Annotated in this window: 24 protein-coding genes and 2 pseudogenes; 7 read left to right on the top strand and 19 right to left on the bottom strand. The window is 56.4% G+C overall.

Annotated elements, in window-relative coordinates; translation table 11 throughout:
- Positions 1–23: 23 nt before the first annotated feature.
- From ABH909_RS20180 to ABH909_RS20170, 3 genes are all read right to left on the bottom strand, one after another.
- Positions 24–281, bottom strand: a complete 258-nt coding sequence (locus ABH909_RS20180; RefSeq protein WP_429385472.1) for a hypothetical protein — start codon at positions 279–281, stop codon at positions 24–26.
- Between the two features lie 71 nt (positions 282–352).
- On the bottom strand, positions 353–934 hold the full coding sequence (locus tag ABH909_RS20175; protein ID WP_429385474.1) for an STY4534 family ICE replication protein: 582 nt from the start codon (positions 932–934) through the stop codon (positions 353–355).
- 898 nt (positions 935–1832) lie between these two features.
- Positions 1833–2174, bottom strand: coding sequence for a helix-turn-helix domain-containing protein (locus tag ABH909_RS20170; protein ID WP_429385476.1), 342 nt, complete (start codon positions 2172–2174; stop codon positions 1833–1835).
- 209 nt (positions 2175–2383) lie between these two features.
- On the opposite strand from ABH909_RS20170, the gene ABH909_RS20165 reads away from it, so the two are divergent.
- Positions 2384–2641 carry a hypothetical protein gene (locus ABH909_RS20165; protein ID WP_429385478.1) on the top strand — a complete coding sequence of 86 codons (258 nt, stop codon included), beginning with the start codon at positions 2384–2386 and terminating at the stop codon, positions 2639–2641.
- A gap of 44 nt (positions 2642–2685) precedes the next feature.
- Here ABH909_RS20165 and ABH909_RS20160 read toward each other — a convergent pair whose 3' ends face one another.
- The 12 genes from ABH909_RS20160 to ABH909_RS20105 form a co-directional block, all read right to left on the bottom strand.
- The gene (locus tag ABH909_RS20160) at positions 2686–4653 is read right to left on the bottom strand and encodes a DNA topoisomerase III (RefSeq protein ID WP_429385480.1); all 1968 of its coding nucleotides are present in this window, start codon (positions 4651–4653) and stop codon (positions 2686–2688) included.
- Positions 4654–4879: 226 nt separating this feature from the next.
- Complete coding sequence (locus ABH909_RS20155; protein WP_429388875.1) at positions 4880–5350, bottom strand: single-stranded DNA-binding protein; 471 nt, start codon at positions 5348–5350, stop codon at positions 4880–4882.
- Entirely contained in the window at positions 5350–5865 is a 516-nt protein-coding gene (locus ABH909_RS20150) for a DUF3158 family protein (RefSeq protein WP_429385482.1), read from the bottom strand. Before ABH909_RS20150 ends, ABH909_RS20155 begins: the two co-directional genes overlap by 1 nt.
- Positions 5862–6617 (bottom strand): PFL_4669 family integrating conjugative element protein, encoded by a 756-nt coding sequence (locus ABH909_RS20145; RefSeq protein WP_429436312.1) that lies wholly within the window; start codon positions 6615–6617, stop codon positions 5862–5864. The genes ABH909_RS20150 and ABH909_RS20145 overlap by 4 nt, the downstream gene beginning before the upstream one ends.
- Positions 6618–6860: 243 nt before the next feature.
- Positions 6861–8051 carry an STY4528 family pathogenicity island replication protein gene (locus ABH909_RS20140; protein ID WP_429385485.1) on the bottom strand — a complete coding sequence of 397 codons (1191 nt, stop codon included), beginning with the start codon at positions 8049–8051 and terminating at the stop codon, positions 6861–6863.
- The gene (locus tag ABH909_RS20135; RefSeq protein WP_429385487.1) at positions 8048–8596 is read right to left on the bottom strand and encodes a DUF2857 domain-containing protein; all 549 of its coding nucleotides are present in this window, start codon (positions 8594–8596) and stop codon (positions 8048–8050) included. Before ABH909_RS20135 ends, ABH909_RS20140 begins: the two co-directional genes overlap by 4 nt.
- Positions 8593–10179 (bottom strand): ParB family protein, encoded by a 1587-nt coding sequence (locus ABH909_RS20130; protein WP_429385489.1) that lies wholly within the window; start codon positions 10177–10179, stop codon positions 8593–8595. The genes ABH909_RS20135 and ABH909_RS20130 overlap by 4 nt, the downstream gene beginning before the upstream one ends.
- A gap of 44 nt (positions 10180–10223) precedes the next feature.
- Entirely contained in the window at positions 10224–10403 is a 180-nt protein-coding gene (locus ABH909_RS20125; protein ID WP_429436310.1) for a hypothetical protein, read from the bottom strand.
- Between the two features lie 85 nt (positions 10404–10488).
- Positions 10489–11331 (bottom strand): ParA family protein, encoded by an 843-nt coding sequence (locus ABH909_RS20120; RefSeq protein ID WP_429385491.1) that lies wholly within the window; start codon positions 11329–11331, stop codon positions 10489–10491.
- Positions 11332–11335: 4 nt separating this feature from the next.
- Positions 11336–11566 (bottom strand): AlpA family transcriptional regulator, encoded by a 231-nt coding sequence (locus tag ABH909_RS20115; RefSeq protein WP_429385493.1) that lies wholly within the window; start codon positions 11564–11566, stop codon positions 11336–11338.
- 109 nt (positions 11567–11675) lie between these two features.
- Complete coding sequence (locus ABH909_RS20110; RefSeq protein WP_429436308.1) at positions 11676–12350, bottom strand: hypothetical protein; 675 nt, start codon at positions 12348–12350, stop codon at positions 11676–11678.
- Positions 12351–12841: 491 nt separating this feature from the next.
- Entirely contained in the window at positions 12842–13822 is a 981-nt protein-coding gene (locus ABH909_RS20105; RefSeq protein WP_429385497.1) for an AraC family transcriptional regulator N-terminal domain-containing protein, read from the bottom strand.
- Positions 13823–14009: 187 nt separating this feature from the next.
- On the opposite strand from ABH909_RS20105, the gene ABH909_RS20100 reads away from it, so the two are divergent.
- On the top strand, positions 14010–15194 hold the full coding sequence (locus tag ABH909_RS20100) for an aldo/keto reductase (RefSeq protein ID WP_429385499.1): 1185 nt from the start codon (positions 14010–14012) through the stop codon (positions 15192–15194).
- A gap of 187 nt (positions 15195–15381) precedes the next feature.
- On the opposite strand, the gene ABH909_RS20095 is transcribed toward ABH909_RS20100, so the two are convergent.
- Genes ABH909_RS20095 through ABH909_RS20085 form a run of 3 tightly spaced genes read right to left on the bottom strand, consistent with a single transcriptional unit; the run spans position 15382 to position 19451 of the window.
- Positions 15382–16725 (bottom strand): MFS transporter, encoded by a 1344-nt coding sequence (locus ABH909_RS20095; RefSeq protein WP_429385501.1) that lies wholly within the window; start codon positions 16723–16725, stop codon positions 15382–15384.
- Between the two features lie 56 nt (positions 16726–16781).
- Positions 16782–18170, bottom strand: coding sequence for a four-carbon acid sugar kinase family protein (locus ABH909_RS20090; protein ID WP_429385503.1), 1389 nt, complete (start codon positions 18168–18170; stop codon positions 16782–16784).
- A gap of 3 nt (positions 18171–18173) precedes the next feature.
- Complete coding sequence (locus ABH909_RS20085) at positions 18174–19451, bottom strand: ribulose-bisphosphate carboxylase large subunit family protein (protein ID WP_429385504.1); 1278 nt, start codon at positions 19449–19451, stop codon at positions 18174–18176.
- A gap of 193 nt (positions 19452–19644) precedes the next feature.
- On the opposite strand from ABH909_RS20085, the gene ABH909_RS20080 reads away from it, so the two are divergent.
- Positions 19645–20523, top strand: coding sequence for a LysR substrate-binding domain-containing protein (locus tag ABH909_RS20080; RefSeq protein WP_429385506.1), 879 nt, complete (start codon positions 19645–19647; stop codon positions 20521–20523).
- A 55-nt stretch (positions 20524–20578) separates the two neighbouring features.
- Here the strand turns inward: ABH909_RS20080 and ABH909_RS20075 are convergent, their stop codons facing one another.
- Positions 20579–21346 carry an SDR family NAD(P)-dependent oxidoreductase gene (locus ABH909_RS20075; RefSeq protein WP_429385508.1) on the bottom strand — a complete coding sequence of 256 codons (768 nt, stop codon included), beginning with the start codon at positions 21344–21346 and terminating at the stop codon, positions 20579–20581.
- A 282-nt stretch (positions 21347–21628) separates the two neighbouring features.
- Here ABH909_RS20075 and ABH909_RS20070 point away from each other — a divergent pair, with 282 nt between their 5' ends.
- From ABH909_RS20070 to ABH909_RS20055, 4 genes and pseudogenes are all read left to right on the top strand, one after another.
- Entirely contained in the window at positions 21629–21901 is a 273-nt protein-coding gene (locus ABH909_RS20070; RefSeq protein WP_429385510.1) for a hypothetical protein, read from the top strand.
- 29 nt (positions 21902–21930) lie between these two features.
- Positions 21931–22556, top strand: a pseudogene (gene tnpC, locus ABH909_RS20065) (IS66 family transposase); the annotation flags it as partial.
- Between the two features lie 51 nt (positions 22557–22607).
- Positions 22608–22817 (top strand): annotated as a pseudogene (locus ABH909_RS20060) (AraC family transcriptional regulator N-terminal domain-containing protein); the annotation flags it as partial.
- A 1165-nt stretch (positions 22818–23982) separates the two neighbouring features.
- Entirely contained in the window at positions 23983–24855 is an 873-nt protein-coding gene (locus ABH909_RS20055; protein ID WP_429385514.1) for a reverse transcriptase domain-containing protein, read from the top strand.
- The last annotated feature ends 14 nt before the right edge of the window (positions 24856–24869 follow it).

The raw sequence follows: 24869 nt of genomic DNA, 5'->3' as shown, positions 1-24869 counted from the left end.
GGCGTTAGCCGATGGCGCGCTGTTTAAAGCCGAGTGAATCGGTGGCGTTGACCGTACAAGGGCGAACCACAACCATCGCAAGGCAATGGAGAAAAGGCTTTTATTCCCCAGCCGGTTTCGGGATCGAAGTCGGCACTGATGGGCATTAACCGCACCAGTCCACGATGGATGCCGGCGATGCGTTTCTCGATTTCATCTGTCGTGTAGTAGAGCGATAACGTGCTGTAGTCCTCGTAAGCAGCAGCGAACAGGCAGACGTCGCAAAGCCAGAAGGATTCCATGTTGGTTCTCCTTTGCGGGTTGAAGACAAGGCGCTCGAGGGAGCGCCTTGATGTGGAACATCGTGAACTGTTCAGGCGGACTGAACGGTACGGGTGGCATCACGGCGGGCCGTGCGCGGAGTGGGTGGAGATTCAGGTTCAACCCGAGCCTCTATTGGGTTTCCGATATCCTCAGCTTCGGCATCAGCCGATGGTGCGGATGACTCACTGTTTGGCGCTTGCTCAGCAGGTGCTGTTGCTTCCTGCCTGGCGGGCGCTTTGTACTCGAACGTGCCGTTGACCTTGATCCAGTCAATGAACAGCAAACGACCTTTCAGGCTGGCGCCCGGTTGACCTTGTTTATCGCCTTTCTCGTAGAGAAACGGATCGATCCACAGGTCGCCGATACGAAACGACAACAAGACCTTTTTCTCGACGTTGACGGCGTCCATATAGAGACGAATCAAGCGTTCAGCTTCACCCCCAGCGACTTTGCAGTCGAAACGGGTGTACTCCACCGCATCGGTGGCGCCGTGCAGGGCTGCAATATCGCAGGCCATGAATGGCTGGCCGCGGCGGACTTGTACTTCACGAACACGGTTGAGGTAGCCGATACCGACGGTGTGCAGGTTGAAGTAAGTGGTTGCTTCTTGGGGATGGTTGGCGTGGGCCATGGTGGTTCTCCTGTTTCAAGGGAAAACGGCGGCGCACAATCCCTGACGGGGAAGTGAGCCCCCGTCAGGGTGGGTAAGATGAGCAATGAACGACTCGCCACCGGCAAGGCGATGACGTTCAGAACGATGCGTCTGGGAGAATAGCGGTGCAGCAGAGAAACGTCTGCGGTAGTGATCCGCAGGCATGGGGTAGTGGGCATTCATCACCGCTGAAGCGGTAACCGTGCGAGCTTCCGAACGCTGATCGCACTTGGGTAAACCACCACGAACGTGGCGTAGCCTTGAAGGTTCAAGCTACCTGGGCTGGGCTGTCAACGACAGCGAACCACGCCCTTTGTATAAGCCTGTCACAGGGGAGCGTCAAGACGCTGCAACCCGATTTTTTATGGCCGGAATACGGTGGCAGTCACTGGAATGAGAAAAAGAAGAGCTGGCCTGGTGGGTCACCAGGCGAGGAATAGAAAAGCCACCTTTGACGGTCATACGCAGTCGAAAAGCTCCTCGCAAAGCTTGGTTTAACTGCGCCTTGATTCGTCAACCGACCCTTGTCGTGGCCTGGGTCGGAACATGCTGGCACGCATCCGCGCACAAAGGGTGCCCCGTGTTTCCCCGGGGGGCTCCGGGACTGAATACGATCGCCGAGGCGGATGACCGCTGTTGCCTTGTAGCGGCAACAGTGGTCATCCGCCACCACGATCAGGTCGAGCACAAAACGGGAACGAAATCCCGCAGAGGAGAAGGCTCCGAACTCTAAGAGTCTGACCGAGCTGCCCGGAGCGAATCGGTCTTGGGTCGCCGTTGGCGATGATCCTGAGGCACTACAGCAGAGAGGGTGGGACGACGTCAAGGCAGAGTGCGCCGCCTCAAAGACCCCGGTATCGGATGCGAGTGAATGAACTTACTTGTTGGCGAGATGAGCGGCTAATTGTTCGACGGTTGCCAAGATAAAGGCTCGGTCGCTTTCTTTCAGACCGTTCAGCAGACCCGCGATCATCTGACCCTGGTCATTGGGACGATTGCTCGACTCCGTCAGCAGCTCATCCATCCGGCAGTCGAAAATATCCGCCAGTTGCATCAGCTTGACCACGGAAAGCTCCACTACACCCCGCTCTAGGCGCGAGATGGCTTCGCTACCAATCCCCAAGCGTTCAGCCACCTCTTCCTGGGTCAGATTTCGCTCGGTGCGGTGCTTCGCGATCATGCGCCCGATTTGGGCTTGGGTTGGATGTTTATGTGCCAAGTGATGAGTTCTCCAGTTCAACCCGAATGGTTGAGCAAAGACCCGTTGACATGAACATCCTTAAAGGTTGAGTATCGACTTATTGGGTTGTTATAGTGACTTAAATAGCTGTGTATCGCGACGTGGTTTCTGTTCCGCCAGGAATCAGAGTCCAGGGTGGTCAGTGAGAATGAACGGTCTGATAGGGCCAAGCTGAGGGATGGTTGAGCATGGAAGATGAGAGCAAGGACGTCATGGATCTGATCTGGGATCGAACACTGGAGCTGTTCATCAAGATCCATGATCACCCGGATAACCCCGAACACTTCGACAGCCTTGTCCATTGGCTCAACGAAGATTCTGTACACCTGCAAGCCTTCAACGATTTGGGGCAGATATGGATGGCAGCAGGCATTGCTTTGGCCCGTGAAATTGGACAACCCTTAATCGACTTAGAGAGGGATCAGTCGCCGTTGATGATGCACTGACCACTACATTGACCCCAATGCTTATGTTGATCTCCAATGGCGCGTTATGGGCGAGGCGTATCTTTTTTGATCGGGGCAGTGCCCTTGCAGTCGGGGTAGTGGGAGCATGACCAGAACGGCCCTGATTTCCCCTTTCGCTTGAGCATTGAGGCGTAGCAAATGGGGCAGGCCGGGCTGGTTTCGACAGGCATGGCTAAAGTCAGTGAGCCGCAGTGTGCGACCAGTTGCGCTATCCAGTTTGCCTGCTTGGCGACGAATGCATCCAGGGTCAGACGTCCCGATTCGATTTCGTCCAGAGCCTGTTCCCAGACTGCGGTCATACCCGGATCTGCAACCGCTGTTGGTACCGCTTCGATCAGGGTATGGGCCGCCGCCGAGGCCATTAAGGCGCGTTTTTTCTTCAGCAAATAACCGCGATCAATCAACCCCTTGATGATGCTGGCTCGCGTGGCTTCGGTACCGATACCGGTGGTGTCCCGAAGTTTCTGTTTCAGGCGTGGATCGTTGACCAGCTTGGCCACATTTTTCATCGCCTTGATCAGATCGCCCTCAGTGAGAGGTTTGGGGGCGGCGGTGCGCATGGACTTGAGTTCGACGTCGTCCACTGCGCACCGCGTACCCTGTTGCAAGACGGGTAAGACTTGGGACTTGTGATGGGGCTCATCCTCCTCGGTGTTTTCGTAGAGCAAGCCTTTCCAGCCCGGAACCAGGATCTGTTTGCCAACAGCGGTCAATCGCTCTGCGCCGCACTCCAGTTCGACCTGGGTCCGATCAAACTCATGGTGCGGAAGAAATTGCGCGAGGTAGTGGCTACGGATCAGTTCGTAGACTTGGCGCTCTTGTTCAGACATCCGCGCAAGGTTGGCCGACTCGGTGGTGGGGATGATGCCGTGGTGCGCGGTGACCTTGGCATCGTTCCATGCCCGTGACCGCAATGATCGATCGAGGCTTGCGAGTGCGTGCCGCAGTGCGGGATCCGTTTTGAGCAGGGCATCGAATACCGCAGCTACCTCGTTGAACATACTTGCTGGCAAATAGCGGCAATCGCTGCGCGGGTAGGTGGTGGCTTTGTGGGTTTCATACAGGGCTTGGGCGATGTTCAGGGTTTCCTGGACGCCGAGTCCCAGCTTGCGCGAGCAGATCTCCTGCAGGGTGCTCAGGTCGAAGGGCAGGGGCGGCGCTTCGCGGAAATGCTCAGTCTGCAACGAGAGTACCGTGACGGACTTCTCGTCGGTGATTGTTTGGACCGCGTGATGGGCAAGCGCCTGTTGCAGGCAACGCCCCGACTCGTCCCGTCCTGAGCATGGCGGTAACCACGACGCGATGAATCGCTGGCCCATCGACGATAGGTGCACTTCAACGTTCCAGTAAGGAACCGGGACAAAGCTGGCAATCGCACGATCCCGATCGACCACCAGACGTAAGGTGGGTGTCTGGACGCGTCCCACTGACAACACGCCGTCGTAGCCCGCTCGTCGACCAAGAAGGGTAAACAAACGACTGAGGTTCATGCCGATCAGCCAGTCGGCGCGGCTGCGGGCGAGGGCGGAGTGGTAGAGTGGGTAGGTCTCCTGACCAGACTTCAGCGCGGACAGTGCCCTGCGAATTGACGCCTCGTTGAGTGCGGACAGCCAGAGGCGCTGAACAGGGCCTCGATACTGGCAGAGCTCCAGCAATTCGCGGGCAATCATTTCACCTTCGCGATCGGCGTCGGTGGCGATGACGACGGTAGCCGCTTCACTGAGCAGGCGCTTGATGATTTTGAACTGGGCCGCAGTCTTGGGTTTGACCTCGACCTGCCACTGCGCGGGAATGATTGGTAGATCATCCAGCGACCAGTTCTTGTACTGAATGCCATAGGCTTCGGGTGGGGCCGTCTCCAGCAGGTGGCCGATACACCAGGTGACGGTTGTCTCGGGTCCGATCAGGCAGCCATCGCTGCGCCGGCTGGCTCCGAGCACCTTGGCGATGTCACGACCTTGGGACGGTTTCTCGCAGAGGAAGAGGCGCATAGAACTGCTCCGGATTGAGTTCGGAGCAGCGTTGTTGGAAACAGCGGTGGCGAGATATGAGAAACCTGAATGGCAGGTTCCTCATATTATTCGGTGAGGACCAGCTTAAATGGTTCGAGGCCGCTAGCCGGTTGGCGCGTGGGCAACAGGGTGGGGCGTCCCGAGCAGCGAGTAAAAACAGCCCAGCAACTTCGCGCAAAGGCGCAATTTTTATGTCTGAAGTCTGTCAGTCCGTCGGTGGTTGCCCTCTGCGCTTTCTGGATTTCGACGCAGGTGAACTGGCTTGTTCTGTGTTTTTCCCAACGTGTGTCGCCGATGCCTCCGGTTCACTGGAGCGTTCCCGCATGACTACGCTGTGCACCCGGTGAGGCAGGATGCCGACGCGACGGGCCTCGATCTTGAAGGTCACCCGCGCGTTATCTTCGCTGTCCTCCCACTCATCGCGTACGGTGCGGCCTTCGACCAGCACACGCATGCCTTTCTGGTACAGCGTGCTCCAGTGTTCAGCCTCGCGGTGCCAGAGCTCAACCGGCGCCCAATAGCCGCCTCGATCTTCATAGCCGCCCTCGCGTGGCACGGGGTTGTCGAAGTACACATTCAGCCGTAGCAAACGCCGTGGCTCGTCATTGCCTGAGGCAAATTCCTGGAACTCTGGCGCACTGCCAATGTTGCCTTCGCCGACGAAAAAAGTACTCATCATGATATCTCCACTGCTGGTGTGAACTGGCGCAGCAGCCGTACGGCGCTGTCCATTTTGATCGCGCAGGTGGTGGCCTGGCGGTAGAGCGAATGCACCACGCTCATCTGCAGGTTCAGTGCAATGCGATCGCATTCGAAACGGTGCAATCCCTCGCGCACGACCTGCGACAGGGCGTTGTTGCAGACCTGGCGTTCCCAGACCGCAACCCCCATACGGGCAAAATCACGGGTGCGCCAACGCAAAAAGGTGCTGCTCGCGCTGGTGTTCTGCAGCACCAATCGGATATCCAGCAATGAGTACGGAGGCTGTCCGGCCTGCTGCACCACAGCCTCCATCAGGTGACATAGCTGCGCCTCGGTTTCCCTCGCCACCTGCGCCAGACGCTCCAGCTCCCCCTTACCCTTAAATGGCTTTAAAAGGCCTTTTAGGGAGGCTGCGTGTTCGAGCTGCCGATAGGCATCGGGTGTCAATGCTTCGAAGGGCATTGGTTGGGCTGAAGTCAGGGGATTCATGCTCCGTCCCTCAGCATGTCCACCGTTGTAGGTAGCTCTCCTGCTTCCTCTGCCAGCGCATCATTGTCATCCACTGGCACAGCACTACGACGAATGATCGGCGGCGCGAACTGGGAGCGGCGATGACCCTCAAGAATGTCCATTGGGGGCAAACCTAACTTCTCGATGGCCGTCAGGGCACGGGCGTTGTTCGCCGCCATGTCATCACGCGTGACGCCGGCATGCCGATAGCGTTGCGCTTGGCCGAATAGGCTGCGCAGCAGATGGGCACCGTCGTCGATCCAGGCTTCCATGTCTCTGCGACCGATCAAGGCGGTGTGATGGGCCAATAGCGTACGACGCACCAGGGTGTCGTAGTCAGTCAGCAGGTAGACCGCCAGAAAACCCAACTGGCTGCCGATGTATAACGGCAAAGTGACGGGGTGGATGTTGAGGTTGTCGCCCATGTCGATCTGTGTCGGTAGGTCCTGCCTGATCCGATCCAGCTGTTGGGTCAGTTCCAGCATCCCAGCCTTGGCCTGCATCAGTTTTTCTTCGAGTTGCACCATGGCCCAGTCGGCATAGGGATCGTCCTGGGCCGCGGTTTGTTTGATCAGGTTGGTGACACTGATGTAGCCGGCCATGCCCATGATCGAGTGGACACCTTCGCGTGCGGTTCGACCTTGCCAGATACGGGCGGCGTGGTGAGTGTGCAGGGTCAGGGTGATGCTGCTGCGCAATGAACCCAGATTGAGTTGATAGTGGTCGGCCACGGTGTTGTCCTCGCATTGGCTTGGACGGGAACGTTGCGACAGATGAGGGTCAAGGGCAGCCAAAAAGCTGAATGCGGTCTGTTCGGTTTGAGAGGGTTAATTTCGGAGACGTTCGTGAGTGATGCTGGTGGCATCATTTCCAGGGATGGCGATGGCGATGGCGATGGCGCTCGAATTGCGCAGGTTCGGCCCTTTGCGATCCCACAGTAGAACTCAGTAGATTTGATGCCACTGGCATCAAATCTACTGAGGTCCAGGGCGTTTGCCGCGCAATTGGCGTAGCTCATTCAGACACGCTTGGGCGAGGGCGGAGGCAGGTTCGCCCTGTTTTCGGGACGGACGTGACGGTGCTGTGAAGGGTGTTTCTGCAACGGGTGAGGGCGCTGTCTGAACTGCCCAAGGACGAAAATCGCCGTTCAGTGCGCGCTGGATCAGACCCATCAGATACGCCGCTGGCTTGCGGATACCTCCTGCCGTACAGCGTGCACCCGCTTCGTTGAGCACCGCCTGACGATCCGCGGGTTTGAGCTTGTTCAGCGCCACGGCGACGGCCTGACGTTCGCTTGGACGCAGGTGCAGCGGATCGGGCCAGTGCAGGTTATCCACCGCCGGGGTCGCGCGCGGTACAGTACAAGTACTTTCTTTTAATACAGTACAGGCGGCGTTCGGATTCCGAACTGCGCCGGAAACACTGGCGTTCAGGCCCGGTTCGGAATCCGAACGAGGGCCTGCACGATTCCGAACGAGGTGATCTTCCCCCAGTTCGGAATCGTGCATGCTGGCGTCGATCGCCTGATCCAATCCTTGATGCATCCAGTGTTCGCCCCAACTATCGAGCCGTGTGGGTAGCTGACCTAAATCGATACGGGTGTCCTGTCGAATTTCTTCCAGCATATTCTGAGCGACAATGCGCACAGCCTTGGTCGCATGACCGAGGGCATGTCCGACCAGCTCGAGGTAATCCTGATCCAGTTCCATGGCTTCGGCGGGGGTTAACGGCTCATCGTGCAGGACGTACAGAGAACCTTGCAGGCGCCCGCTGAGCTGATCGCGCCCGCGACTCACCAAGCTAAGCCAGCGCGTCAACCTGAGCATCGTCAACACGCGAGCGATGGTTTCACGTGAGGCTGACGCGCCGTAGGGCACGCTCGAGAGGTAAGGCTGCAAATCCTCATAGCGCGGTGTGATCACGCCCTGGCCTTGCAGCATGAGTCGAAATACTTGCCAGGCATTACGTTCCAATGGCGTCAGCCGATGATCCAACAGCAGGCGACGCGGCACGACTTCGTGTGATTGGCCACTGAACAAAAAGCCAGCCTGCAGCGCCTGACTGGACGGTTGTTCAGTGGTAGGGCGTGCGGGCCAGCGTTCACTCAGTTGCTGGGTGCATTGCTGCAGGACACGCTGCCAGCGACTGGAGAGGGGAGTGTTCATGTTTCGTTGCTGTACTGGTCGATCTGCTGCCAAACAATGGTCAAGCTGATCTGTTGCTCCTCCGCCAGCATCATCATGGCGTCGAGCTGATCCTCGGTACCGTCCTGAGAGCGTAGCTGGCACCATCGCTGCCAGAGCGCATGTTCCTGCGTTTCGCTCAAATGCTGAGGGCGGCCCTTACGGGTTTCTATCTTGAGTAGCCTTCGGCGCAGGGCGGTTTCCGAATGCGCCAAGCCGAAGCATTGATACATGATGGTGCTGCTGGCGCCGAGCTTGAGCGCGCGGTTGATCAAGCGCTCATTCTGCTCGTCGCGTTCGGCTTGCTCGATCAACCGATGCAGCACTGGCGAGTCAATCTTGACCTCAACCCAAGGGACGGTGGCATGGGCCAGGCGAGACAGCGTGGTGGGGGGTAAAGATTGCAACAGGTAGATATTGTCTTCACTCAATCCGAGTGCTTTGCAGCGTTGCAGATTACCCTGACGCAGCTCATGCAGCACCTGGGTCAGCATGGCCTGGTTGAGCACATTGAAGGACAGGCTCATGGCAGCTCCTTCGGTAAGTTGTCTTCAGGGGTAAGCGTTAAGTCGATCAGGCGACGGGCCAAACGAATCAGCCGATACAGCTTGATCAACAAGCTGTCGGGCAGTCGCTCCAGTCCTATGTCCACGGCGGGATGATCTGTCAGCGGGAGTTGATAGACCCCCAATAACAATTGGCCGAACAGGGCTGAGGGCAATTGCTTGCGATCCTCCCAGTTCACGTCGTCTTGAGCGCGCAGCAGGGCCAGGAGCAGTAGGTGAACGCCGGTCTCGCGAGGTGCTGCAAGATCAAGTCGCTCGATGTTGAGGACGAAGCCTAAGCCAAGCTGCTGTTCGATGATGCTCTCGGGATGTCCGGCATAGGCCGCCATTTCCCGTGCCAGTCCGGCGATGGCTAAACGCAGTTGTTCGGGGCAATCCAGTGCTGGTGCAATGGTCCAGAGGTCGTTGGTCGTGCAGCCCTCGACGCTCGGTGCTGTTTCGGTGGCGGTCTCGCGATCGATCTGCTCGCGAATCTGTTGAACGCGTGACGCAGGGCTGACCGCTGATACGACATTTGTTTCGGGCAGTGTGAGCAGCTCCTCTCGCGCTGTTTCGGTTTGGGTTCTGGTCTCAATTGATTGGGGATGGGACTCGAAGGAGGGCGGTCCTGCCGCAGCTTCATCAACGCTCGGCAGATGGCTGTTCTCCGAGGGCGTGGTGACGACAACGCCAGGCGTCGAGATGACCCGTTGGGTGTCGCTCAGTTCCAGGGACAACATACGGTAGGACTGTCCGAGCAAGCGGCTCATGCGTTCGAGCAGTTCATCCTGGATTTGCTCAAGATCGAAGGACTCGGGTTCGGCATCGAAGTAACTCAGGGTATCGAGCCAAAAATCAGCGAACGCAATGGTGGCGGTTGGATAACGGTTCCAGGTTCGTTCGGCCTGGCTACGCAGTGCGATCAGGCGTTCTATCTGGGGCTTACCCAGCCCGGCATACAGCGTTTGCGGAATGGCGGGCAGTAGGTGTTCGAGGGTGTCGAGCATCCGGCTGATGTGTGACTGCGAAATCGGATAACCACCAGCCGCGAGGCGTCGTGCCAGTTCACGTTGCGAGAGCCCAGCCCCCTCTGCTTCGAGCATGGTTTTGAGTTTGGCCACGGCCAGCGCACGCTCGATGAAGGTGAGCTGGCCATGCAGATCGCTTTCGGCCAGATGGCCGAGTAAGGCGGTGATTTCATTGCTCCAGGGCCGGAACAGGCAATGAATGCGGAAGAAACGCTCGTCGCGGGTTTCCTGCCACAGTTCGCCGAGAATCGCTAAGCGCGTATTACCGCCGTTGCGGATGATGAAAAAGCTTTCTCCTGGACGGCGGGTAATCGGCGGCGGTTGATCCAGCCCGCGTTCGCGGATGGAGGCCTTGATATCATTGTAAAGCGGATTTCGAATGAAACGCGGGTTGTGTTCGTAGGGCCGCAACTGCTCCAGAGTGACCAGCATCGGCGTGTCAGTAAGTGGGTCAGACAGTCGCTCCAGTTCTGGGCCGCGAGGGAAGTGGTCCTGGTGCAGCTTATCGGTGATCTGCTCCTGACTGAGCTTTTTCATCGGAACAACCTCGGTTAACGCCGGTTGCGCAAATGGTCACCGACCTAGAACTTGACGATCTCGGCAGTGCCCGAACCTTCGAAATGTCGGGAGAGCTCTGCGAGGAACCAACCCATGGCCGAGCGCCCACCTTGCAGGCGAAAGACCACGGTGCAGTACTCCTCGCAAGGTGGGTGGTGTGGTCGAATGGAGGGTGGAACGATGATGGGCAGTTGATCCAACATCAAAAGACTCCTAGCCAAACGCTGTTGGCCTCAAGGTCGATCAAACCTAATGACTGGGTGAGAAATGTGGGCTTGGTGATTTGTCTCATTGAACCTCCGCGCATCTGGTCACCGTAGAGATCGCCTCGCGCCATTCCGGAAATAACTCAATGGCCAGCGCTTGCATGGTTTCCATCGCGGATGGCGAGCGTCGTTCGCGTGACTGGCGCACCTCGATTCGGTGGACCGGTAGGCCAAGGGAAGCGGCATTGAGATAAGCCACTCGGTCTGGAACTACGGTGTCTAGAACCGAGATGTTGTTAACTCCAGTGAAGGTCTCGCGCAGGCCACGGATGATCATCCGTGTGTCCACTCGAATGGTATTCACCTGGTTCAGTAGCAGGCGCAAGGGCGGCGGTGGAATGCCCAGATGACGGAATGGTTCGAGCTCACTGAGCAGCTTCAAGGTGCCGCGTCGCAGTTCGCGGGCGGCGAGCATTTCCGGGGTGATGGGAGAAAGGGCGAGATCGGAGGCGAGGATGGCCATCTCCAGCAGCACGCTACGTGCGCCCTGGGTGTCGATCAAAAGCACGTCATAGTGGGGGCTGAAATTGCCGAGCAAATTGTGCAGACGCAGTCGCCCATCAGGGGCATGCAGCAGCATGGTGCTGAGTCGGGCTTGATCGTCGTTGGAGACGATCAGATCGAGCCCTGTGATCACCGTCTTGGAAACAATCTGGGCAGGAGTTGCTAGGTTGAGCGCAATGAACTCGTACGCACCGGCAACAGCCTTCTGGTTCAAAACGTAATAGCTGGAGAGGGTGGGCTGGCTATCTAGGTCCAACAGCAGAACGCGCAGGCCTGCATCGGCCAACAGACCGCCGAGATTCGCGGTCACCGTTGTTTTACCCACCCCACCCTTAGTGGAAACCACTGATACCACACGCATCACATCAGGCCTGCGGGTCTAAGCGCTGAGTGACCCACTGCTCGATTTCCAGCGAGTCCCAGCCTACAGCGCGTAGTCCAATGCGTTTGGCTTGAGGGAATTTACCTTCCTTCATCAGGTTATAAATGTGTGCACGTTTGAAACCGGTTTTCCGCTCCACTTCGTCACGCCGCATAATGTGGCGTTCGATCTGTGGTCGAGCTGTTTCATCGTTGGGGGAGGGTTGGCTGGACATAGTGGTCACTCCTAGCGCCAGTTGGCATTTGGTGAGAAGTGACTTGGATTCAATACCAGAAAATGTGCCTAGTCATTGCAATGCAATTGACTTGATTGCGTTGCAATCCTTACCGTCTGGCTTGACTAAGACTGCGTCGGGCCGCCGCAAACTTTTCATCCAGTGAACGCTTGCTCAGCCCGGGAACCTCGCCGTAATGCGCGGTTATCGAGTCGACAATAGATGCCTGGCTATCGAAGATCGAATGACGCCTTCCGCTTTCAGAAGAGCCAAGCATGGTATTGACTAGAGCACCAATGACGTTGAGATAGCCGGCTTTACTCTGTCCGCTTAGCTCTTTTGCCGTGTCGGCAAGCGAGCGTAGATTTTCTCGCTCTAGTCCAGCAGCTGCCAGTTCTGCCATGACCTCCTGGAGCTTTGCCTCGGTAGATTTTAGCTGCACCTGTAGGGCGTCCCTATCAGCTAGCAAAATTAGGTATGTGCCGTAGCGTATCGATTCGTGGTCAGGTGTGATTTCGTGAAAAAGAAAAGAAGGACGCTCATCCGGATAGTGATGAAACATCCACGACTTAAGGTCCGAGTGCCGGATGGTCAGCAGTTTGAGATCGACAGGGGTACCAGGTGAAACGGTGATGCCGAGCAGCCCATAACGCAACTCCTGGTTTCGTACGGCATCCAGAATTTTCTCTAACTTCTTGTATAAACAGGGCCATTGGGGGAAGGCCGAGATGAGGCGCTCAGGGTAATCCCACGTCAATTCGAGAATGCTAGCTTCGTAACTCATCAAGCCACACCAGCGTATAGCCGCTTCGATGGGCCTGTAGAACAGCTTCTCATCAGAGCTATAGGGATTAGGTCTGTACATAGAGGTAGCCTCCTATTAAAGGGCAGACCCGCTAGGTACAGTCTAAAGATCTATTGAAGTGACCTAGGCTTCCGTGCGGTTGCTGTCCAGTGTCCCAGATGCTGAACAAGTATTTTCCGTTCTGATTGAGTTGATCAGTCACTTTGGAGCAGCTTGATTTAACCAACGGTTCAACTTTGATGAGGCATGCAGCCCCGTATGTCCGGGCTTACATAACGATGATGCATCGGGTCAGCCGATTTTCCCTACTGATAGTCGGCGCCTGTGCGAACTCATATTGGTCATGTTCATCAACAAGCAAAGTAAATGCGCAAGCGATGCTGTCGACTCTCTCCTTTATTGCTTCTCCTATTCATTCACCTTTGTTATGCCTATGATGTGGGCGCCTACCCGTGCCATGCGTGGTGCGGCTAATCGAGCCGCCCACCATTTTGCCGTGCGTGCTTGATGTCTCTCGAGGGTGGAGCTCCGAAGCGCCGGGCATATTCGCGACTGAATTGAGCGACGCTTTCATAGCCTACTCGCAACGCGGCGGTGTTCACGTCTACCCGCTCGGTCAACATCAGGCTGCGCGCGGCTTGCAGCCGTAACGATTTTTGATATTGAACGGGGCTGGTGCCAGTCAGCTTGCGAAAGTTGTGATGCAGCGTAGAGCTGGCCATGCCTGATAGTGCGGCTAGCTCGGCCACGTGCAGCGGCTTGTCATAGTGATGCTTCAACCATTCAATGGCTCTCACGATGCCCTTGTCTCGGTAACCATCACGAGTGACGCTGCGCAACCACGGACCCGCCCCACTGAGCAGCAGCCGAACACATATCTCCCGCTTGATAAGGTTCGACATCATTTCTGCTTCAAATGGCCGTTCGATCAGCGTGGCGAGTCGAGCGAACGCGTCGAGCAGCTCACTTGACGCCAATCCGGCTGCGAACCCTCGCGCTTCAGATGTCATTTCTTTCTTTGGCGGTGCCTGGGTCTGGATCACCTCGTTGAGCATGGAAAGATCGAGCTTCAACACGATAGATAAATAGGGGGTCTGCACGCTAGCAGCGGTAACGCGAGCCAGTGTCGGAATATCAACCGATGTGACGAAGAACGCCCCTTGCCCGAACTCACAAGCCTCCTCGCCGAACGTGATCTCCTTCACGCCCTGCAGAATGATCGCCACGCAGGGCTCATAAACGCAGTAAGTGGGCGTACCCAGTTCGGCCATTCGATAAAAGGTCAGGTCGGGAATCGATGTTCTGCAGACCTCGTTTAAACCAATCTGCAGGGTGACTTTTTCGATAAGCCGTCTAAGTGCCTGGAGGCGTTCGCTGGGCTGAGCGGGTTCGCCCAAGTTCAGGGAATGCACATGGCCGAAACCGAACTGCGAGAAGGAACCGCTCGTCATCACCTGCGCCCTGTTAACGGAGTTTTTGAGTGTGATGAGAGTGCGTGCCTAGCACAAGCTTATCGGCAGGATTATGCAGAAAATATGGCGTATTAGGCTCACCCGGCAATCCCTCGTTGTTCTAATTTCTAGTATGAATGCCGGCTTCGATGAACCCGTGAAACCTCAGTCGCTAAAGGAAAGTTGGATGGACAGACGAGATTTTCTTACCTATTCGGCCGCTGGTGCTGTTGCAGCCGCTTTGCTGCCCGCATCGAGTGTCGCAAGTTCGGTGGCCATAGCCTCAGCGCCCCTTTCACTGACAGACCCCGGAAGCGTAATGCGTACGGAAGGGCGGCTCGGGCGCGCAGACCTGCCTCTCAGTGTGCCCTCACATACAATGAGATACATGACACCTCAACGCTTAGGTATGGGTGGGACGCAGATCGGCAATATCTTTGCGCCGATCAGCGACGAGCAGGCGGGTTTGGTTCTGCAGGCGGCTTGGGGCGCGGGTGTAAGGCTTTACGACACTTCTCCGTTCTACGGGTTTGGATTGAGTGAGTATCGTCTAGGCCGCTTCCTGCACGGCAAAAATCCAGACGACTATGTGGTCTCCACCAAGGTCGGCCGCGTATTGACGGCCGCTGGTGGCCAGCGTGCAGACCATGCCATTTGGAAATCGCCGGCGCCCTTCAACTACCGATATGACTACACCGCGGCAGGCGCGCGTCGCTCCGTGGAAGACAGCCTGCAGCGTCTCGGGTTGCCACGTATCGATATCGTTTTTATCCATGATATCTCGCCAGATAACACCGAGCTGGAAGGCGGCTGGGAAGCGGCGTATCGAATTGCGCGCACAGGGGCGATGGTTGAGCTCGAAAAGATGCGCGATGAGGGGCTCATTAAGGCATGGGGCTTCGGAGTCAATACACCGAATGCCGTGGTTCAGGCACTGACCAATGATGACCCGATTCCCGACATCGTGTTGCTTGCCTGCCAGTATTCCCTCCTTGACCATGGCGATGCGTTGCGCAGCACCTTTCCGGCTTTGAGAAGGAAGGGCACCAGCGTCGTGATTGGAACACCACTGAATGATGGATTTCTGGGAGGTCGCAGCCGATATAACTTCAGCCAGCATCTACCTGCCGGTGCGATAGAGAAGCGCGCGCGAATCATGGCAATTGCCAGCCGACATGGCATCGACATTCATACTGCCGCCTTGCAGTTCGCAGCGGCACATCCGCAAGTGTCCGCGATCATTCCGGGTGCTCGTTCGGCGGGGCAGATCGTTTCCAATGTTCAGGCGATGAAGGTTGATATTCCAGCAGCCTTTTGGGAGGAGCTGAAGAGCCAGAGCTTGATTGATGCTCAAGCACCGGTACCTTCCTGAGTCGGGGCTACGCCCGTGCTACCTGCTGATGTGAAGCCATCGTCGCCAGCCTCGTTATGGTCGGACGCATATGCCAGCTTCGCCGACTGCAATGGTTGCTGGGCTGGTACTGAGGGCGACGCTTGCTGAGTCGAGCAAGCGTGCGGCATAAAGGCAAGCCGACATACCGCACGCGGGGTCATTGTCATTACTCGTCAGAGATGTCGATCGTTCTGGTTTCGGCTGACAGGTAGACGCACAAGGCAGAGATTGCTGCGAGCGCAACCGTGTAGACCGAGATGGCGTAGGGCGAGCCATAGTGGCTGAGCAAATATGCGCCGACGATAGGCGCCGTGCCGCCCCCGATGATGCCACCGACATTGGTGGCCATGGCGAAACCAGTGAATCGTGCACTGGGCCCAAATGCCTCGCCGGTGAATGAAGCCACAGCACCGTATACCAGGCCGTAGCCAATCATGAACAGGCACGAGCCCAAGACCATAGGTAGGAACTGGCCTGTGGAAAATAGCTGCCAGAAGGGAAACGCGACCAGTGCAGTCACCGCGAAGCCAATCAACATCATTGTGCGTCGACCAATTCGATCAGCCATTGCGCCGGCGAAGGGTACAACTACAAGGTGCGTGCAGATAGCTACCATCGCTACTGAGAGCACAAACGCATTGGAAAGGCCCAACTCCTTCTGGCCATAACTTAATGCGAACACGGTAAAAAGATAAAAGGTTGAAAAATGACAGATGTTCGCACCTGCGACCAAAAGTAGCTGCTTAGGGTATTTGGTAAACAGGCGCATGGCAGGCGATTGGCTAGCCCCCTCAGCCGCAGCGCGTTTCTCAACGGTCTTCTTGAACACTGGAGACTCGGGAACCTTAGACCGTACAAAAACGCCGACAATCAACAGAGCGATACTGGCAATGAATGGAATGCGCCATCCCCACTTATAGAAATCCTCCGTGGACAATAAGCTGCTAACGATAAGCAGCATTCCCGCCGAGGCGATGAAGCCGAACACCGGACCAATATTGTTGATGGCTGTATAAAAACCTCGTTTTCGCCGGGGCGCATGCTCAAGTAGCATGAGCACTGCACCGCTGTATTCTCCGGCAAAAGCGAAGCCCTGGATGAAGCGCAGCACACACAGCATAATGGGCGCCCAGATTCCTACGCTCGCGTAGGTAGGCAGCAAGCCAATACCGACGGTGCTCAAGCCCATGATAATCAGCGTGAGGTAGAGCAATTTCTTGCGGCCTATCCGGTCGCCGAAATGTCCAAGCACCAGCGAACCCAGTGGCCGTGCGACAAATGATATGGCGAAGGATGCTAGCGAAGCGAGTCTTGAGACGGCTTCATCAGTGCCTGGAAAGAACAGAGGGGCGAAGATCAACGCCGCCGCGGTACCGTACAAATAGAGGTCATAAGTTTCTAACGCTGTGCCGAAGAGACTTCCGGCAACAACATTTTTCATGGATTTTTTCTTCTCATCATCAACATATTCATGATGAGTCTCGATGTCACTTGAAAGTGAGGTTTGCATAGTTCCACCTGTTGTTATTGTAAATATGCAAGCGTGCTCCTGTCCTTGAACGGAAGTTAGCTCCTACCTGTGAGCGCTTTTACGAAGTAGTCTTGGTCACCCATCTGCCCGCCTTTCAAAGCGATTTCCAGGTTGTCCAAGTACGGTTTGTTTGAGCGAACCTGGCAGAGGGGCGCGCCGGGAGAGAGATCAGATTTAATGACCAATGCATCAGGGTCGAGAATCTTGGTGATCTGACTTGACGTATCACCACCCGATATAACCAGTCTTCCGAGCGGATACGCCTTGAGAATTTCCAGAACGATGTAGCCCATTTCGACAGCCAATTGCTTACCGCCGCGGATCTTTGCCTCGTCACGAAGCAGGCCTTTGGCGGTCATCGCTTCGATCATCTGTTCGATTCTCGGGTCATCTGGACCTTTTGCCGTGTGGATCAGCACGGAGCGCTCGCTTTTGAGGTGCGCTAATGCCATCGCCACCACATCCTGGACCATCCCGCCTTTATGGGACTCTGCGATGATTGCTGCTGCATCCACACTTAGTTCGACGAATCCACTAGAGATTGCGGTATCGATTTGAGCGCGACTTAACGGGGATGCACTTCCCGAGATGACCAGCACTTGCCTGGTGGGCTTCAGCGGAGTGACCTGAGTTTGGCAGGCGTCTATCAGTCCTACCGAATGCCAGTGCTGCGTCAATCCATATTCAACGCCCGAGGAGCCAACTACGAATAGCGGCGCCTTGCTGCTAGAGATCTCCGTAAGTACCTTTCCTGCGAGGGTCATATGTGCTTCGGTAGTGCCGTCGATCAGCACCGAGTCATGGCACAGGGCGGCTTCGCGAACCAGGGAAGCCAGGTCGGCAGCCTGCTCCAGCTGCAGAATGTCAATCTTGGCAATCGATAAGTTTTTTTGCCTGCCAATATGGACACTCAGATCCCCTTCTCCCATAGGCGTGATGGGATGGGCCCGCATGATAGGATGGCGGTCGATCCGGTGCACACCGTGGTCGGTCTTGGACAACGCAAACAAATTGCCAAAGACGCAGTAACGACCCAGGGCCGGGTTACCCGCGATGATTGGCACCCCTTTTACCCCAAAGGCGCATGATGCGAGCTCAATGACATGGCCAATGCTGCCCACGTCGGGAGCGCTGTCGAACGTGGAGCAAACCTTGTAATGCACAATATCCGGGGACAGGCGCTTGATCGCTTCAAATATTTCCGGGAGTACTTCATCCATTTCAGCATTGGACAACGCACGGCTGTCGCCAGCGATGCCAATAGCGTCAAAACCGCCCAGCTCCTCTAGCAGCTCGGGCGATGGTGGCGTCAGGAACAGTGCACATCTTAGGCCTGCTGCGGTAAGAACCTCGAGAGCATCGGTCGAGCCGGTGAAATCATCACCGTAGAACACCAGACGAAGCTTGGGCGAATGAGGGTGCATGATTTATACGCCCCCAAACTTCGCCAAGGCGGCGGTTAGTGCAGGCCTGCCCTCAGCGTAATGTTGAAGCGGTATGCCCTGAGTCGCAGCTTCCCATCCTTCACGCATACTCTGAACGCCGGCACCGATACCTTGTGGGTGGCCGATAATGCCGCCGCCAGCCAGATGCATGAGGTCCACCGACTGCAGCTTTTCGAAAAGCGTAGGCGCCTGCCCAGCCCATTGGCCGGAAGAGAAAACCGGCAGGACCGGTTGGACGCCCGAAAATGGGGTTAGGCAGCTCAGTGCCGAGGCAATGACTGAGTCATCCGGCTCCCAGAATTTGCTCTGAATACCATTGACGTGCAGATGATCGATGCCAGCCAGGCGCCAGATTTTCTGATAGGCCTCAAACGAAAAGCCAAGCTGTGGATTGCGGGTAAAGGCTCCCCAGCCGTTGCGATGGCCGTGAATGGGTAGTTGGGAATGCTTACGGATGTGCTCGACTCCCGAATGCCCAATCCAGTTCAGGCAGAGCATGACGCAGGTCCCTCCCGCCTCCAGCACGGCGTCGTGGCGGCGAAGCATTTCATCAATGCTCCCAGAAATATTGATCGCGTACATTGGCATCCTGCCGAGGCGGTCTGCATGCTTGTGCAGAACAGGCATGACAGCATTTAACCGCGCATTGAAGGATGCATACGTTGGGTCGATCAAGAGTTCATCATCTTTGAGAAACTCAATCCCGCCGGCACAGAGCTCATCGGCTATGGTAGCGGTCTGCTCAGGCGTCAGGCCGATGCTGGGTTTAATGATAGTGCCAATGATTGGACGGTCATGAACGCCGCACAATTTACGAGTCCCTTCAATACCGAACTGTGGGCCCAAGAACCCGGCGGCAAACCTCGCCGGAAGATCGACATCGAGCACTCTCAAACCGCTGACTTCACCTAGCTCGAAAAGGTTGCCGGCAATGGTGGTCAACAAGGCAGGAATATTCGTACCAATATTGGCAGTTGGAAAGGCGATTTCAACTTCGCCGCGGTAGAACGTCGCGGAAGGATTGTGCCTATCCAGGTAGTCGCTGTGTAACGAAGCACTGGCGACCGCTGGAAGAGACTTGACGGACACCACTCGGGCCCGTGAACGCTGTTTCAACTCTGCTGACTCACCGGGCAAGGCAATGAATGTCCCGCTGGACTGCTCGCCAGCGATAACCTCGCTGACTCGTTCAATCGGGTAGCTGCTCTCTACGAAAAAACGGGCCGTAAACTCTTCGCGTCCGGCTGTTAGATCGATCATTTAAATACCTCGGCTCTAATTGTTTTTTATACAGACTGGCCGCCTTAGCGAGGGTGGCCCTCACCCCCGAATATACATTGACCCTGCTGGCGTGCTAACGATATGATTTCCTTATAAGTTGAGAAAAACTCACACTAGGTTTCTGGCTAGGCTAGCGTTTTAGCCACCACGGCCTGCTCATGAGGTGCAGTACATGTCATCCCCCCCACGGCCATCTCTCAATGCACTGAGAGCTTTCGAAATGGTTGCGAGGAAAGGCACCTTTGGCGAAGCCGCTGATGCGCTTTCCGTGACTCACGGTGCTATCAGCCGACACATTCGGACGCTTGAGGATGTGCTGGGGGTTGTCTTGCTCACACGTAATGCACATGGCACTAAGCTGACCCCCGAAGGCGCGCGTCTTGCTGCCGGCTTGAGTCGCGCATTCAACTTGATCCAACAAAGTGTTGAAGAGGTGCGCCCTCAGCCGCTAGAACTGTCATGTTCGGCGTCCATCATGATGCACTGGTTACTGCCGAGACTTGCCGGGCTGCACAGTAACTTTCCGACGATGGAGCTGGGCTTGAGAACAGGACATGGGCCGATCGACTTTGCCCAGGATGGTGTCAGCGTGGCAATACGCTTGGGAAGCATAGTCCCGCCGCCCGGCATCGCGCCGATCCCGCTGGCCAATGAATGGATTGGAGCTATATGCTCGCCTGATTACCTTAAGGCTTCAGGGGTGCAACAGGTTAGCGACCTGAACGGCGAAAAGCTGTTGGCTACCAAGACCCGCCCGCATGCTTGGAAAGAGTGGTATTCAGCTCTGCATATGCCCACAGCCGACCCACTTGAATTGGAATACTTCGAGCATTTTTATTTGCTAATTCAAGCGGCTAAGGTTGGCTTGGGATTTGCCTGCGTGCCGAGGCTCCTGGTACAAGCGGAACTGGAGAATGGTGCGCTGGTAGCACCCTTTGGCTGTGTTCAAGGTCCGGAAAAATTGGTGCTGTGGATCTCTCCCAACGCCAGAATGCGGGCCGACACAGCGGACTTGGTCAAGTGGGTCAAAGAAGAAATGGCGGCTGAATGATCAGCCGCAAAAGGCGTGCCTGGATTTAGCGCCCCCCCTTTGTTCGTGTCAGGGCTCAGATATCGCCAGCGCCCCACGCAAGGAAGCCACCATCCACGGGAAGGACAATTCCATTGACGTAAGCTGAGACGTCAGAGGCCAGATAACTGACTGCACCGGCGATCTCACGGGTGGTGCCATAGCGTTTTGCTGGGATGGCGCTGCTGTAAGCCTTACGGAACTCATCGCTGTGCAATTCTTTGGTCATCGGCGTATCGACCGGGCCAGGGGCGATGGCATTCGCGGTGATTCCGTACTCACTCAGCTCGACGGCCATCTGCCTCGTCAGCGCGATTACAGCACCTTTTGATGTGCCATAGGCCGTTCTGCCTTTGCCGACTGCGCGCATCCCGGCGACGGAGGCAATGTTAATGATCCGGCCGAACTCGTTCTTACACATGATGCGTGCCGCTAGCTGGCAGCACAAGAATGTGCCCGTGACATTGATAAGCATTGTCCGGTTGAAGACATCAGCATCAAACTCCAAGAAAGACATAGTCTTGGCGATGCCCGCAGAGTTGACCAGCACATCGCAGCGCCCAAACTCGGCCTCAATCCATTCGAACGCAGCGGACACCGAAGCAGGTACACCAACATCGATCTGGAAGGCATCGGCAGTGTGACCTTGATCACGTAGCTCCTGCGCGAAACGTTCGGCCTCGGTTGCATTGATGTCGCAGATGACTACATGGTGGCCATCTCTCGCCAGCGCACTTGCTGCTTCCGCTCCGATACCCATAGCGCCGCCGGTGATTACGGCGACTTTCTTATTTGTAAGCGTCATCGAGAATTCCTCTTTTATTATAGTTACCAAGGCAGGCGGTCAGTCGAAATCCTAAGAGGGGCATGTCGATTGCGCAACCGAAAAAAAGTCGCCAGGACGTCACAAAAACTCACAGCCGACGGCACCGGTTCGGCACCGTAGCTCATGTGCAACGCACTCTGACTAGTCGCTTAATAAAGGTACGAAGACGCATTGAGTTCTAGCCACTGCCGTACTGGAGTCCGTCAGAAATCGCCATTAGTGATCCGGGGCGAATGGCGCCACTGGAAACGGTAGCGCCGGTTGCAGGCATTCCTGCAACCCGGCGCGACCATCTCCAGCGTTGCGATCACCCACGGTATCAACGCCGACGTCATTCGCAAGTGGCTGCCGCTTTACGGGGATCAGTCAACAGCGGCGCTGCTGGCGTTTGTTCCTTTGAGGGCTTCGCCTAAACGACCGGCTGAGGCGTTGGCTATTATTGAGCTGTCCGTTGGTGAACAATCAATCACGATGAAATGGCCAACTTCCGATCCTGAAGGATGCGCACGCTTTGTCCGTGAGTTTGCCCAGTGATCCGCATCGACGCCATCTGGCTCGCCACTCAACAGCCCAAGCGCACGCCGTTGCCGCCGCAGTTCCCACGCACCGTAATCCATCACGAGCCGCCCCCCAGTGCGCCTGCGGCTGCCAGCTTCAGCGTATCGGCGAAGATGTCAGCGAGAAGCTCGATTACACGCCGGGCGTGTTCACCGTCAAGCAGCACGTGCGTGGGAAGTGGGCCTGCCGCAAGTGCGAAACACTGATCCAGGCGCCGGTACCGGCTTAGGTGATCGACAAGGGCATTCCGACCGCAGGCTTGCTGGCCCACGTAATGATGGCGAAGTTCGCTGACCACCTGCCGCTGTACTGGCAGGAGAAAATCTTCGGCCGCACCGGGCTGACGATTGCTCGCTCGACACTGGCGCAGTGGGTCGGGCAAACCGGCGTGCAGCTCCAGCCGTTGGTCGATGCGTTACGTGAAACGATACTTTCCCAGGGCGTGATTCACGCCGATGAAACCCCAGTTCAAATGCTTACGCCAGGCGAGAAGAAAACTCACCGAGCATATGTCTAGGCCTATTGCGCCACGCCGTTTTCGACACTCAAGGCTGTGGTTTATGACTTTAGCCCAAGCCGAGCGGGCGAGCATGCGCGTAACTTCCTCGGCTCCTGGAACGGCAAGCTGGTATGATTGTATCAATCATGTTGCGTGGTGGCGGCGCGTACGCATAATCGGCTCATGCACAACGATCTTGCACCGCATCTTGATATAGCCCTGCGCCATGCGCCACCAGGTTTGACTATCACACCGATCCCGCGTGTGGACATCTGCGTCGGACAAGGCTCTACAGACAAGGCGCCATGCCTGTATCGCTCGATGATCTGCTTCATCCTGCAAGGCTCGAAGCGCGTCGCAATTAACGACAATCTTCTGAGCTTCGGAGCGGACGGCAAGCCGATCTATGACGTAAATGGAGTCGGCCAAGGACGACAAATACGTCTTCCCTCTTAACTCTCTCAGCGCTCGTCATAGCCCCATGCATGATGCATCTCGCCTGTAAATGGTGGTAACACTCGCACATCAGAAATTAAAGCACATCATCTTGAAGTTCATCGCAGCGCCCCTGAGGAAAATGCGATAAAAGACGTCTGTAGCTACGCGCCTGATATCGCGGGAGTGCGGCTTTCTCGTGGAATTCGTTTGGGGAAGTCGGAAATTGACTGTCGTGATGTGTTAACGATTCAAAAACGTCGCTATCGATCAGGTTTCAGGCAATGACCAAGGGGTGATCGTGAAGGCGGGAGACCAGATACTTCCACCTGCGGACCACAATCATTGTGGCGACTGGATTCCGACCTGACATGAGCCTGCTCGCGGAGCTGCGTGTCGCACTCGATCCTGCTACCCAAAGCTCAGGTTTGCTTGCTCCAATGATTGATCCCAATGAACACAGCTGCGGTACGGTCAGAGCTCATGGCGCGGTAGAACTTGCCCATCCTGAGGAAGGTTTGTTCATTGTTGGGATTAAGAGCTATCGTCGGGCGCTTAGTGCGCCAGTTAAAGCTGGCGGAGGATAGTCGATGAAAGTTCGATACTGGTAAGAAATGGCGAATCAACCAGACCCCGAGTCATGCATGTTGCACCGTGAGGTGCAGGGTGAAGCGTTGACAGGGAAACCGATGGGCCAGCCATTGAGCCACGAAATCAGAAATTCGGGATGCCGATGCTGTTAAGCGAAGCAGAAGGCAACACGGAGCATGGCGTTATACGCCAGTCATGCTCTGATCCCGCGCGGTCGGAGACCCTGTGCACGTCGGGAAGTCCTTTGCACAGAAACTGGGAGATCTCAGCAGTGCCCGGTGCGCAAGCATCGGGCGGAGCAGGAAAGGCCAAAAGCCGTAACCCTGCTACCTACGCCGCCGAGAAGTCGGATACGTCCGTAGTACCTGAGAAGCCATCGAACAAAGGGTCTGGCCCTGCGGAGATAGTGGAGGAAAGGGACGTAGCCAAGGGAAACACCAACAAGCCTCCCGCGCCCCGGACACTGAGCCGGATCAGTTGCGCGTCGATGGGACTTGAAGGTGTACGTGAAGCAGCCCGAAGGAACAGGGGCATGCAGTTCACGGCTTTACTGCACCACATCACACCGCAGTTATTGGCGCAGAGTTTCTATGCCCTGCGCCGCGATGCAGCGGTAGGTGTGGACGGCATGTCGTGGCGGGAATACGAGGAAGGTCTTCTCCAGCGGGCAGCTGATTTGCACGCAAGGCTCCACGGTGGAGCCTATCGAGCAACGCCATCGCGGCGGGTCTACATTCCCAAAGCCGATGGCAGGCAACGCCCGTTGGGAAATCTGTGGGCAAGGCAGTGGCGCGAGCGCCACGCCCGTGGCGATGTGATCGTTGTGCGCTACGCGGATGACAGCGTGGTGGGTTTCAGGACGCAATGGCAAGCTCAGCAGTTTCTGGTGCAGTTGCAGGAACGCTTGGCCAGGTTCGGTTTATCACTTAACGCTTCGAAGACACGGCTGATTGAGTTTGGTCGTTTTGCTGCGAGAAATCGTAGGAAGCGAGGGTTAGGAAAACCGGAGACATTTGACTTCCTGGGCTTCACACACTGTTGTAGTACCAATAGAAGCGGTGGGTTTCAAATACTGCGCCTGACGGTCAAGAAGCGAATGCGTGCGACATTACAATCCATTCGGGTCGCTCTAAATCGCCGCCGACATGAGCCTGTTCAAATCGTAGGACGATGGCTTGGCAGTGTTGTTGGGGGATACTTCAACTATCACGCCGTGCCAGGAAACCTGTTACGTCTTGATGGTTTTCGAGTTGCGGTCTGCCGCTTATGGCGGCAAGCCCTCAAACGACGTAGCCAGAGAAACAGGCTTCAGTGGTCGCGATATGGACGCCTTGCCGACCTCTATATACCAAGGCCCAGAACCGTTCATCCTTACCCAGAGGAACGCTTCGCGTCACGTACCTGAGGCAGGAGCCGTAT

This window comes from Pseudomonas sp. BS3782 TE3695, assembly GCF_050435305.1.
GTDB lineage: Bacteria > Pseudomonadota > Gammaproteobacteria > Pseudomonadales > Pseudomonadaceae > Aquipseudomonas.
Note: the sequence above shows the minus strand (reverse complement) of the source record. Positions and strands in the feature narration are given on the sequence as shown.